We start from the raw sequence: 12979 nt of genomic DNA on the forward strand, positions 1-12979 counted from the left end.
ACAGCGAAGCCTCCACCGGCGCGAACAGTTCGCGATGGCGGGTTGATTGCGCGACCGGTCCGCCATTTCTTGCAGAGAAACCGTGCAATCGGCTCGTGTATGTCGCCCCACCCATCTCCTGAGCGCATCATTTCCGTCGTCCTCTTTCAGCCGGCTGTTCCTCCCAACCGCCAGTTGGATAATGATGGTCCCCTGTCGAGAATAGTTATTGCTGTCGAGCACGACGGTCTGAGCCGTCTTGTGGGTCCTTCACCTTTGCCATCCCTTGCAAATGAGGATTTGCGTTCCTGGTTCGGCCTGCCCCTGACAAGCTTGGCCTTCAGCTCAATTCCAGCTTCTCTGAACTTTCCGGCCGCACTAGCCAAGCGTCACGCTACCGCGCGACGAACGCAAAAAATGTGACAGGGCAGACCACAAAAGTGGGTTGTACCGAAGACTTTTTAGCGGACTCGCAAAAAAGGAAACGACAGACCTTCCCGATTGCAAGACGAGGCCTGGACTCGCTTTACCGGGAGGGTTGTCGAGCAACGTTTCCGTCAGTTCTCGGCACGGAACTGTGATCTTGGCTGCCCTTCGATGCCGAACGCGAACGCACTGATGGCGCACGTCTGATCGAGTTCGCGGTTCGAACTAAAAGCTCCCGCCCCCGCTCGAAAGGATGGGTCCGCAGCAGCGTCGCCGACCAGGTCCTGTGGCAGACAGTTCGACGTGCTCTCTCGAGCCGCCCGGTCCTAATTCCCCAAGAAGCTACTCGGCCAGCGGTCCAAGCAGTATATAATCCACTGGGCCGCGATACCGACGGTCTTTGTTGGGACCCGCACCGGTTCTTGAAGTAGTAGACGATATCAACACGGCTATCACCGAACATCATTGCGCTCGGGTCGGGTCGTCTCTAAAAAGGAAGCTTCGCCGCTTGTTGATCATGCCAAAGGAGCGTTGCGTGGCAGAGGAAGCCCAGGACAATACTGATGTCCTTGTTGAGCTCACTGCCCATGTCGTTTCGGCGTATGTCTCGAAGAACCCGGTTCCGGCCGGCGAACTTCCGGCCCTGATCGGCCAGGTGCATGCAGCACTGAAGAGCACGGCCGGCGTGGCGCACGAGAAGCCGGAAGCTCTGAAGCCTGCCGTTCCGATTAAGAAATCGGTGACGCCGGACTACATCGTCTGCCTGGAGGACGGGAAGAAGTTCAAGTCGCTGAAGCGGCATCTGTCTGTCCACTACGGGCTGACGCCGGACCAGTATCGTGCCAAATGGGGTCTGCCGAGGGACTATCCTATGGTGACGCCAAATTATGCCGTCGCACGGTCGGCATTGGCCAAGGCCATGGGTCTTGGACGCAAACCCACGCAAATGGAAAACCCAGAGCCTGCGAAGCGGATACGCAATGAGCCTACAGGCTGATTGATCGGCCGGCCGATCGTCTTGGCGCATTACAGCCGCCCGGACCGTATGCCGATACCAAAGGCGGGGACCCCCCGCCTCACTTGACATTTCTGGTCCTGCCAGAATTGCCGAAAGGCTCAGAAAACCAACTGCGGCTCCCGAATGAGCCCTGTTGCCGCGCGCGCTGAACGACAGCCAGTTACACGCGCGACTTCCGCGTCATTCCGGCTTACGCCGGGCGGTCAACCTGCTTTGCTAAGATTTCCGGCCGAGGACTTGCCGCTGCGGCGGTCCTGCTCGATCTCGTAATTGATCTTCTGGCCGTCGGCGAGGGTCGAAAGACCTGCTCTCTCGACTGCGGAAATGTGAACAAACACGTCTTGGCCGCCGCCATCGGGCGTGATGAAGCCGAAGCCCTTGGTGCTGTTGAACCACTTCACGGTTCCAGTTGCCATACTCTATTCCTTCCTAACGATTGATCGCGATTTGGGCTTAAAAGCCAAACCGGTTCCATAAACGCAGCAATATCGTGAAATGCAAGGCAGGATCGATTGGACCGACAATCGCGGCCGTCATATGGAGTTCCGCGCTGCCCTGCAGCCAACAGACTCCCGTCCACCGGTGTCAGAGCAGGTTCTGAACTTTGCCGTCGGAGGTAGCCACCTCTCTTGTGTCATCAGCAATGCACGGGAGGCAGCGCTTGCGCGTTTGCGGCCCAGCCACCGCAACCTGAATTTTACGGGTTAAGCTTGTTTAAAACAACATAATGTGAGAGTTCTGCGCCATCGAAATCCACTCTCAAGCTTTACTTATCGGTAAAAAACAGATGAAGGCGCCGTAAGTATTTCTAGAGCAGCGTTTTGTGGTCTCACTGCTCGGTTGTTCGGTTCCGTAACGCCCTGCTAAAGCGGGTTTTTCGTCGTTATTGAATCGTTTGAAACGTCATTTAACTTGTCTTTGTTGGAGGGGGATTCCATGAAGCCATCAAAAAACTTGGATAACTTGAAGTTTGTCCAAGCGATGTTGAGAGAGATTCGTCAGACGGTGCAGGCTGACGGGGAAAGCCTGCTGACCTATTTGGTCGACATGGCTTACCTGGAGGCCAGCGATCGAATTAGGTCGAGTTGGGCCTTGCAAGGTGAAAACGGCAAGTCTGACGCCTAAACGTGGCGTCACGACCATCGCTCAGGTGCGATGAAGCGGACTTATGCAAACGTTCAAGGTTGAGGAGATTGATAGCGCCAAAGCAGTCCGTAGCGTTTCAGTCGAAGCACAAAGCGATGCGCACGCGATCATGAAAGCGATACCGCGCCCCTCTAGCGAGGACCTGGTAAGGCTGTGGATATGAGTAACTTACGCCCATCGTAGCTCTCGAGAGTTCTCTCTGGAGTCTAATTGACCTACCTCACTCTCGCTCAAGACGCTTGAAATTGTTGCTGCCGTGGGCGGCCTTGTTTCGTTAGAGGTAGCGGCGGGGTTACGAGTTGTTCGCACGCTGGAGATCTGCCGGACCGGAGATCAGACGTGTTTGTGGATTGTCGGAACCGCCGAACGGTGACGGTCTTGCGTTCGATTGTCATCGAGCTTGACAGCGGAGTGTCTTGCATCCCCTTTTTGCGGAGCCATGCTGCAGTGAGTGTTGCTGTGCTCGTCGCTGGCGGCGGACCGGGCAGGTGGCCTTCCTTCGCAGAAGAGCAGGCCGAGCGCGAAGCGGACGTTTCGTTCACTCCCATGCTGGCGGTCGCGTCGGTCATGCCGTGCAAGTGCCTGGCACGGACGGTGATGGGCCGATGTAGGCGAGAGCTAGACAACCACCTGTGTGCCGATTTCTACCACGCGGCTCGTCGGGATCTGGAAATATTCGGTCGCATCAGCCGCCGTGCGCGCCAGGCCGATGAATAGCCGGTCCTGCCATACCGGCATGCCGGAATTGGGCGAAGCCTTGAGCGAGCGCCGCGACAGGAAGAAGGATGTCGTCATGATGTCGAACTTCAAGCCCTGCTTGCGGCAGATCGCCAGCGCGCGCGGGATGTTGGGCTGTTCCATGTAGCCGAAGGTCAGAGTCACCCGCATGAACAGCTCGTTGACCGTCTCCATCTTGACCCGCTCGCTGTCGGGCACGACGGGCTGCGGCGCCGTCACCACCGAAAGGATGACGTTCTGCTCGTGCAGCACCTTGTAGTGCTTGAGGCTGTGCATCAGCGCGGTCGGCGCGCTGAGCGGATCGCTGGTCAGGAACACGGCCGTGCCCGACACCAGCTGCGGCTTTTTCTTCAACAGATTGCCGGCGAGGAAATCGAGCGGGATTTCGTTGCGGCGGGTCTTGTCGAAAAGATAGCGACTGCCACGCACCCAGGTCCACATGCCCAGCACGATGGTGAAAGCCACCACCAGCGAAGCCCAGCCACCTTCGAACACCTTGACGATGTTGGAGGCGAAGAAGACGATATCGATGAAGGCAAACAGCACGGTCAGCGGGATCGCCACCGACAGCTTCCACTTCCAGATCCGGGTCATGACCACGTAGAGCAGCACCGTCGTCACCAGCATGTTGCCGGTGACTGAGATACCATAGGCGGAAGCCAGCTTGCTGGACTCGCCGAAGCCGACGACCAGAATCACCACCGCCAACGCCAGCAGCAGGTTGACGCGCGGCATGTAGATCTGGCCGGGTTGTTTCTCCGATGTGTGCAGGATTTCGAGCCGCGGCAGCATGTTGAGCTGCACCGCCTGGCGGGTCAGAGAAAAAGCCCCCGAGATGACCGCCTGGCTGGCGATCACGGTAGCCGCTGTCGCCAGCACCACCATCGGGATCAGCGTCCACCCCTCGTTCATCTCGAAGAACGGATGGCCGACCACGCCGCCATTCGCCAGGATGAAGGCGCCCTGCCCGGCATAATTCAAGAGCAGACAGGGGAACACGATCGAGAGCCAGGCAAGCACCATGGGCTTGCGGCCGAAATGGCCGAGATCGGCATACAGTGCTTCGCCGCCGGTGACGGCAAGAAAGACGGCGCCGATGGTGACGGAGGCGACCTCGGGCGAATTGATCAGGAAAGCGACGATATAATGGGGGCTGACGGCCCACAGGATTTCCGGATCGGCGATGATGTGGTTGAGGCCGGAGAAGCCGATAGCCAGGAACCACAGGGCGGTTACCGGCCCGAACACCAGCCCGACACCGCCGGTGCCGAAGCGTTGTATCGCGAACAGTATGGCGAGAACGACCAGGGTCAGCGGCACGACATAGGGTTGGAAGGCGGGCGTAACGACATTCATGCCCTCCACCGCCGAAAGCACCGAAATGGCCGGCGTAATGACCGCGTCACCGAAAAACAGCGAGGCGCCGACGATGCCGATGCCGAGAATCACCGCCGAGCGCTTCGGAAAACTGCCGCGGGCCAGCGCCATCAGCGACAGCACGCCGCCCTCGCCGCGGTTATCAGCACGCAGCACGAACATGATGTACTTTACCGTGACGGTAATGGTCAGCGACCAGATGATCAGCGACAGCACGCCGAGAATATCTGTGCGGTCAGCGACGTTGCCGCCCGACGAGGCATGGAGCGCTTCGCGCAATGCATAGATTGGGCTCGTCCCGATATCACCGTAGACCACACCGAGTGCGCCAAGCATCAACAACTCAGTACTTTGAGCTGAGCCGGGATGTACCGCTAGTTCCTCAACGTCACAATTGGTGGCAGAATCCACGACCGCCATTCGTATGCTCCACGGGTGCTGTGCTCTACGGCCAACGCAATTCTGCATTTCCGAGGCGCGTCCTTGCGACAGGCAGCCTCGGCCGATTGGGTGGTGCAACAAGGGAGGGAGGAACCCGCTGCACTGCCGCTATCGGCCGAGGCGTCCGGAGATTGCTAATCGGGACGGCCATGCTGAACTCAACCGGCACATCACCGGTGGATTGTCCCGTCATCCAGCAAAATTAGCGATCTCAACCTATGAACTAAATATAACAAGCTTCACCGTTAGACTAAATAATTTTGTGGTCATTGAGCTGCCGAACGAAAGTAACATTTGCATAATATCACGAATTATTGAGTGTTATTTAGCGGCAATATCGACAATCGACTTCTGAAAGTCAATATTTTCATGGTTTCATATGTAGCATTTCGGAGATTTGCCCGCGCGGACCGAACCGGTTTGCGTCCTGCATATTACTGACCGTCATTCCTCGATGTCCTATGTCCCTTCGAACCCTGATCTCCACAGTTGCCGAGGTTGACGGCCAACTGTTCCGCGCCCGGCTTTCGATCAGTGCGAATACCTGACAGGCCCGGCCGGCTGCAAAATCCGCCCGGGCTGAATGGTCTCAATGAGGTTTGCCCTCATACATCTCGTTGCCCCAGAACCGTGGTCGATCATTGGCCGAGTCGGAGATATCCTGAACTTGCGGCAGCGACAGGTCTGTCTCGGCCGGCAATTCACCGGCCATGGCGGCGGCGAGCTTCGTCTGATCGAGTTCCTTTTCCCAACGCGCCACTACGATCGTCGCGACCGCATTGCCGACGAGGTTGGTGAGCGCCCGGCACTCCGACATGAAGCGGTCGACGCCGAGAATCAGCGCCATGCCGGCAACCGGCACGGAGGGCACGACCGACAGCGTCGCCGCCAACGTGACGAAACCAGCACCGGTGATACCGGCGGCACCCTTCGAACTCAGCATCGCGACGAGAAGCAAAAGGATTTGGTCGCCGAAGGTAAGCGGTGTGTCGGTCGCCTGCGCGATAAACAGTGCCGCCAGCGTCATATAGATGTTGGTGCCGTCGAGATTGAACGAGTAGCCGGTCGGGATAACCAGGCCGACCACCGAGCGCTTGCAGCCGGCACGCTCCATCTTGACCATGAGGCCAGGCAGCGCCGCTTCTGACGACGAGGTGCCGAGAACCAGCAGCAACTCTTCCTTGATGTAGCGGATCAGCGCCAGGATCGAGAAACCGTTGTAGCGGGCGACCGCGCCCAGCACCACTAGTACGAAGAGCAGCGAGGTCGCGTAGAACGTGCCGATCAGCATGGCGAGATTAGCGATCGAGCCAATGCCGTATTTGCCGATGGTAAAGGACATGGCACCGAAGGCGCCGATGGGTGCGGCCTTCATGAGGATGGTGACAAGGCGGAAGATTGGTGCGGTCAGCGCCTGCAGGAAATCGAGGACCGGACGGCCGCGGTCACCGACGAGCCCCATCGCGCTGCCGAACAGCACCGAAAAGAACAGCACCTGCAATATGTCGCCCTGCACGAAGGCGCCGGTGATCGTGTCGGGGATGATGTTCATCAGGAAGGCGACGATGCTCGTCTCATGCGCCTTATCGGTAAAGGCCATTACCTTCGACGCGTCGAGCGTTGCCGGGTTGATATGCATGCCGGCGCCGGGCCGGACAACATTGGATACGATGAGGCCGACAACCAGCGCTAGCGTCGAGAACACCAGGAAATAGCTCATCGCTTTGCCAGCGACGCGGCCGACTTTCTGCAGGTCGGAGACGCCGGCAATGCCGGTCGCTACTGTCAGGAAGATCACCGGGGCGATGATCATCTTCACCAGCTTGATGAACGCGTCGCCGAACGGCTTCATCGCGGCACCGGTCTCGGGGTAGAAGTGACCGAGAACAATGCCCGCGGCGATCGCCACCAGGACCTGTACATAGAGATGACGATAGAAGGGAACCTTGCCGCCCGGCTCGGCGGGAGCGTTTTCTGTCTGCATGATATCCTCCGTTGCGCCCCAATCGGCAAGCCCGACCTCCCGGGACCTTGAACTCAACAGCCTCGCGGCTGCTTAATCGGACTTCGCAACTGCCATGCCAGACGCAGTCTTCTACCATTAAGTCTATGATCTCACGTCATAATTTTTAATTGCCGATGTTTGCCGCCGGGCAAAGAGTGCGGCTGACCGCATAAACTGGATTGTCCGTTGTGCGAAATTATGCACAAATGGGCGATGCTGAAGCGCCCCGCCGATATCTCTTCGACGCCCGAGCAAGTCGGCAGGCGTGCGGGCCGAGCCTGGTTCGGGTTCGCAGCTGTCGGGTTCGTAATCGTAGCGGCGGCGCTCTATAGCGCTGGCCTCTATGCTCGCGGCATCGAGCTCAAGGCGCTGGCGGCGCAAGGGCGCACAGATGCCAACCTGAAAGTAGCGCTGCTGAGCGCTGTTCTTGAAAACCCACGCGCGCTGCCGCTGCTGCTCTCGGAGGACCAGCAGGTGCACGACGCGCTTTCCCAGCGAGGCGCCGCCGCGATCGACGCGCTGAACCGCAAGCTTGAGGGGTTGGTCACCGGCACCAAGGCGTCAGTGCTCTACGTCACGGGCGCCAATGGTGTGGCGGTCGCGTCCAGCAACTGGCGCCAGCCGAACAGCTTCGTCGGCAGCGACTACGGCTTTCGCGCCTACTTCTCTAGGGCGATGCAGACCGGAACAGCCGAATACTTCGCGCTCGGCAATGTCAGCAAGCGTGCGGGCCTTTACATTTCGCGACGCGTCGGCAGCGCCATAGCGCCGCTCGGCGTCGTCGTCGTCAAGATGGAATTCGACCAGCTCGAGGCGAATTGGCGCGATGCGAATCGGCCGACCTATGTCAGCGACGAACATGGTATCGTGCTGGTCACCAGCATTCCATCGTGGCGCTTCATGACGACAGGAGCTCTTGCCGGGCCCGAACTTGTCGCGATCCGCGACAGCCAGCAGGTCGGCCATGCGCCGCTTGTACCCTTGCCGATCAAACGCTCCGAGGCGTTGAGCAAGGATGCATGGATGGTCCATGCCGTCACGCCAGGTGGCAACGAGGCGGAATATCTGCGCCTCTCGACGCCGGTCCCCACCACACCCTGGCGGCTCGACTACCTCGTACCTGCGGAAGCGCCGCTCACTGCTGCTGTCCGTGGCATGCGGCTTCTGGCACTTAGCCTCGTGCTTCCGCTTTTGAGCTTGGCTGCCTATTTGCTTTGGCGCCGGCAGTCGGCGCAGATGCGGATCGCTATCGAGCAGGCGGCGCGCTCAGAGCTCGAACGCCGCGTCGCGGAGCGGACCGAGGATCTAAGCCGCGCCCGCGATCGGCTGCAGTCCGAGATCATCGGTCACCGCAGCACTGAGGCCAAACTCCAGGTGGTTCATCAGGAACTGGTCCAGGCAAATCGACTGGCCATCCTTGGCCAGGTCGCGGCCGGCGTTGCGCATGAGATTAACCAGCCGGTCGCCACCATCCGGGCCTATGCTGACAATGCCCGTACCTTCCTGAAGCGCAAGCAGACCGCTCCGGCAGAGGAGAACCTGGGCGCCATAGCGGCGCTGACGGAGCGCATCGGCTCGATCACCGAGGAATTGAAGGCTTTCGCCCGCAAAGGCCGCACCGCCGCTGCGCCGGTCGAATTGCGCGGCATCATTGAGAGTGCAGTAGTCCTGCTACGAAGCCGTTTTGCCGGTCGGCTCGACGCGCTTGTCATCGAGCCCTCGCCCGCGCCCTTCAAGGTCATGGGAAACCGGGTCCGGCTCGAACAGGTACTAATCAATCTCGTCCAGAATGCGCTGGAAGCGCTTGACGGCTGCGACCACCCCAAGGTGGAGGTTTCGATCGAAGAAACGCCTGATGGCGTGGCGCTCAGCGTATTGGACAATGGGCCCGGCATTCCGCCGGCCATCCTAAATTCGCTATTCACGCCGTTCAACACTTCGAAGGAAACCGGCCTGGGCCTCGGCTTGGTGATCTCGAAGGACATCGTCGCCGACTATGGGGGTCGCATTGAGGTGGCGAGCGGCGACAGCGGCACATGTTTCACCATCCATCTCTTGAAGGCAGCGTAGTCCAGCATGACGCACCAGAGTGCAGCACCGGTCATCCTGATCGATGACGACCGTGACCTACTGCAAGCCACCGCCCAGACGCTTGAGCTTGCCGGATTTTCGGTATCGGCTTTTTCGATGGCGTCGAAGGCCCTGGCCGCCATCGATTCCGATTTTGCCGGTGTGGTGGTATCCGATATCCGCATGCCCGGTATCGATGGACTGCAGCTTTTCGACCGCATCCTACTGCTCGATCCGGACATCCCGGTCATCCTCATCACCGGCCATGGGGACGTCGCAATGGCGGTCAAGGCCATCAAGGACGGCGCCTACGACTTCATCACAAAGCCGTTCGCCGCTGATGGACTGGCACAGAGTGTCCAGCGGGCAGCGGAGAAACGCCGCCTGACCATGGAGAACCGGGCCTTGCGCGACGCGGGCGAACTGGCGCAGGACAGCCTGCCGCTCATCGGCCAGACGCCGGCGATGGAAAGGCTGCGCCGCACCTTGCGACAAATTGCAGACACCGACGTCGACGTGCTGGTGACCGGCGAGACCGGCTCCGGCAAGGAGGTGGTGGCCGGCCTGCTGCACCGCTGGAGCCGCCGCGCCAAGGGCAATTTCGTCGCGCTCAATTGCGGCACGCTTCCGGAGTCGGTGATCGAAAGCGAGTTGTTCGGCCATGAGGCTGGCGCTTTCACCGGCGCGCAAAAGAGGCGGATCGGCCGCGTCGAGCATTCGAGCGGCGGCACGCTATTCCTCGACGAGATCGAAAGCATGCCGACCTCGACACAGGTGCGTATGTTGCGGGTGTTGGAAATGCGCGAGGTCATGCCGCTCGGCACCAATGACCTGAGGCCAGTGGATCTGCGCGTCGTCGCCGCCGCCAAGATCGATCTCGGCGACCCACGCCAGCGCGGCGATTTCCGGGAGGATCTCTATTACCGGCTCAACGTGGTCACAGTTTCCATTCCGCCGCTGCGCGAGCGCCGCGATGATATTGCTCTTCTGTTCGGCTACTTCGCAGAGCGTGCCGCAACCCGCTTTCATCGCCCGGTACCCGCCGTGCCAGTCGCCGTCCAGCGCCATCTCCGGGAACACGATTGGCCCGGCAACGTTCGCGAACTCGCGCATTTTGCCGAGCGCTTCGTGCTCGGGTTGGAGGAGATCGGTGGCAGCTCTTGTCTCCGGCCGGCCGATCGGGACACCGCCATGCCCTTGCCCGAGCGCCTGGAACGCTATGAGGCCGACATCATTCGCGAGACGCTCGGCCGCAATGGCGGCGATGTCAGGCGCACGGTCGAGGCACTGGGTATTCCGCGCAAGACCTTTTATGACAAGCTGCAGCGGCACGGCATCGTACGCGGCGATTTTTCCAAATAGTCAGGGATCTCCGAACTCGATGCAAAGGCGCTGGATGCACGCGAGAAAGGCAGGCGGCAGTTCGGTCGAGGCTGAAAAAATCGTCGGAGGGTCGCTGAATCGCTCCACGTGCCGTGCTCCGTCGCGCGTCGATTCATGCAGTCACGATGCGAGTTGATAATTCTCCTGTCGGGCTCCATCTTTCAGCGTCTGGGTCGCTGGTCAGGCGCGGCCATCCCATCCCATTCTGTTCCGGTTCGAATAGCCTCCGACCCCCCCGGTACGTTAATGTTATGTTTACCGTAATTCGGCAGGGTTCAATCCTGCGGTGATGTTTCGAGTACCGCGGCGCCACAAGCGCCCAGGCAACATGCCCGCTCCTCCCTTAGAGGTGCGGGTTTTTCGCCCTGCACCTCTGGAGAGCGGAATCGACGCGGCGCGGCGTAAATCTCGGGCATCTGTTCAGCTGTGAAGTCCGGCTGCGCGAGCGCAAGCCGAGGGCAAAGACCGTCGTTTGGTCAGATGAACCCGCAGCATACGCGTGCCTTTAACAGGCCTGCCGGTGGGGTCCAAGACCGATCGGGGCGACGCCACCGAGCCCGGGCACTTGGGGCTATTGGGGAGGCCGCAAACTCCTTCCGCTGGGCACTATCAGGATTTACGTGCGTGAGGTCATGATGGTGGAAAGGAGATCATCGCGTGGCTATCGAGAAGGAATTACTGGGACCGGTTGCTTGCTGGGCGCGATCCGCAGGAGCTGTTTGCCAAAGCAGGCTGGGCGGTTAGACGCCCAGCCTTGCCGGCCCCTTCTTCAAAGCATCCTTAGAGGTCTGGAAGCTACAGTCTTCGCCGTTGCCGCCGAGATGCCCGATTGGCAACCATTTGCCAACAGGCGGGCAGCTTCCCGCGCCGGCCGAGGATCGAGCGGGCACAGGCGCGGATGTCCTTGCCGATCATGCCCGAAGCCATGCCCGGCGCAGAATCGACGAGCTGGCGATCGCCACCGGCCTGATGCCCAACCCTCGCGCGCTGCCGCCGAAAGCGATGCCGAACGTCGGGCTCATCCCTTGCGGGCTCCCGCCAGCGGCGGCCCGACCACCATGATGGTCGGTTCGGTCGACAACAGCTTCTTTGCAGCCGCCTTGACCTGATCGAGCGTCACCGCGTTGATGAGGCCGGCGCGGCGCTGCATGTGGTCGATGCCGAGATCGTCGAGCTGCAGCTCGACCAAGGTCGCAGCGATGGAACCCGATGAAACCAGATTTCTGATGGCATATGAGCCGATCAGATGTTTCTTGGTCGCCACCAGTTCGGCCTCGGTTGGACCATCCTCGGCCAGCCGCTTGACCACGCCCCGCACAATACCAAGCGTCTCTTTGGTGCGGTCCGAGCGTGTGGCGGTGGTTACGATCAGGGCGTCGGCATGGTCCTGGTTGATCAGCGAGGAATTAACGCTGTAGGCCAGCCCGCGCATTTCGCGCACTTCCTGCCATAGGCGCGAGGTCATGGGCCCGCCGAGAATCTCGTTCAGCAGCACCGCTGGGAAGAAATCGGCGGCCTTGCGCTTCACGCCGGGCCAGGCGAGTTTCAGCGCGGTCTGCGGCAGGTCGTAGTCGACCTCAACATGCTGTGCCAGCTTGGGTTCGATATCGGCGACAGGGGCAACCGCCTGGTTTTGCGGCAGGCCACCGAACACCAAATCCAGCTTTTTCTTAAGGGTTTCCGGGTCGATGGCTCCGACGACCGCGATATGGAGGCCACCGCGTGCGAAAACTGCCTTGTGCAGGGCCTTCAGATCATCCTGGGTGATGGCGGCGATGCTCTGCGTCGTACCCTGGTCGGAGCGCGAATAAGGATGATCGCCATAGAGGGTGCGAGCCCATTGGTTCTGCGCCACCGAGCGGGGATCATTTTCGTTGGCGATGATGCCCGACAGGACCTGGGCGCGGACGCGGTCGATCGGCGCCTGATCGAAGCGCGGCTCGTTGACCGCCAGCCGCAACAGGTCGAATGCCTCGTCGCGCTGTTCGGCCAGCATGCGCACCGAGCCGTGGATGCTGTCGAGGGTCTGCCGGTAGCTCATCTCGACGCCGGCGTCGTCGAGCTTGATCTGGAAGGCTTCCGAGTCGAGCGGGCCAGCGCCCTCAGTCAACAGGCCGGTCATCAGATTGGCCAGGCCTTCCTTGCCCCGCGGATCCTGCGTCGAACCGCCGCCGAAAGCGAAACTGACGGCGACGACCGGCACGGAATAGTCCTCCACCAGCCAGGCCGTGACGCCCTTCGGCGAGGTGACGGACTGGATTTCCGTGGCGCGGGCGGCAAGCGCCGGCAGGACCAGGAAGAGGATGGAGAGGAATAGGGTCGCGAAAGTGCGCAAGCCCTTCCCCTCTGCTTTTGCGGGAGACGAGAAACCGCAGAGATATTCACTGGTCATCATA

At 60.4% G+C, this 12979-nt stretch carries 8 protein-coding genes; 4 read left to right on the top strand and 4 right to left on the bottom strand.

Features of this window, described 5'->3' with window-relative positions; translation table 11 throughout:
* The first annotated feature begins 940 nt into the window (after nucleotides 1–940).
* Nucleotides 941–1402 carry a Ros/MucR family transcriptional regulator gene (locus C7I87_RS23735; protein WP_149906481.1) on the top strand — a complete coding sequence of 154 codons (462 nt, stop codon included), beginning with the start codon at nucleotides 941–943 and terminating at the stop codon, nucleotides 1400–1402.
* Between the two features lie 224 nt (nucleotides 1403–1626).
* Here the strand turns inward: C7I87_RS23735 and C7I87_RS23740 are convergent, their stop codons facing one another.
* On the bottom strand, nucleotides 1627–1839 hold the full coding sequence (locus C7I87_RS23740; protein ID WP_149906482.1) for a cold-shock protein: 213 nt from the start codon (nucleotides 1837–1839) through the stop codon (nucleotides 1627–1629).
* 520 nt (nucleotides 1840–2359) lie between these two features.
* On the opposite strand from C7I87_RS23740, the gene C7I87_RS23745 reads away from it, so the two are divergent.
* Complete coding sequence (locus tag C7I87_RS23745; RefSeq protein WP_149906483.1) at nucleotides 2360–2548, top strand: hypothetical protein; 189 nt, start codon at nucleotides 2360–2362, stop codon at nucleotides 2546–2548.
* Nucleotides 2549–3187: 639 nt separating this feature from the next.
* On the opposite strand, the gene C7I87_RS23750 is transcribed toward C7I87_RS23745, so the two are convergent.
* Entirely contained in the window at nucleotides 3188–5020 is a 1833-nt protein-coding gene (locus C7I87_RS23750; protein WP_373424754.1) for a potassium transporter Kup, read from the bottom strand.
* A gap of 694 nt (nucleotides 5021–5714) precedes the next feature.
* Complete coding sequence (locus tag C7I87_RS23755; RefSeq protein WP_149906485.1) at nucleotides 5715–7109, bottom strand: dicarboxylate/amino acid:cation symporter; 1395 nt, start codon at nucleotides 7107–7109, stop codon at nucleotides 5715–5717.
* A 219-nt stretch (nucleotides 7110–7328) separates the two neighbouring features.
* On the opposite strand from C7I87_RS23755, the gene C7I87_RS23760 reads away from it, so the two are divergent.
* Together C7I87_RS23760 and C7I87_RS23765 are read left to right on the top strand one after the other, a co-directional pair.
* Complete coding sequence (locus tag C7I87_RS23760) at nucleotides 7329–9200, top strand: sensor histidine kinase (RefSeq protein ID WP_149906621.1); 1872 nt, start codon at nucleotides 7329–7331, stop codon at nucleotides 9198–9200.
* 6 nt (nucleotides 9201–9206) lie between these two features.
* On the top strand, nucleotides 9207–10562 hold the full coding sequence (locus tag C7I87_RS23765) for a sigma-54-dependent transcriptional regulator (RefSeq protein WP_149906486.1): 1356 nt from the start codon (nucleotides 9207–9209) through the stop codon (nucleotides 10560–10562).
* A 1039-nt stretch (nucleotides 10563–11601) separates the two neighbouring features.
* Here C7I87_RS23765 and C7I87_RS23775 read toward each other — a convergent pair.
* Nucleotides 11602–12978, bottom strand: a complete 1377-nt coding sequence (locus tag C7I87_RS23775) for a M16 family metallopeptidase (RefSeq protein ID WP_373424755.1) — start codon at nucleotides 12976–12978, stop codon at nucleotides 11602–11604.
* Between the last annotated feature and the right edge of the window lies 1 nt (nucleotide 12979).

It is taken from the genome of Mesorhizobium sp. SARCC-RB16n, assembly GCF_008520305.1.
In the GTDB taxonomy this organism is placed as follows: domain Bacteria; phylum Pseudomonadota; class Alphaproteobacteria; order Rhizobiales; family Rhizobiaceae; genus Mesorhizobium.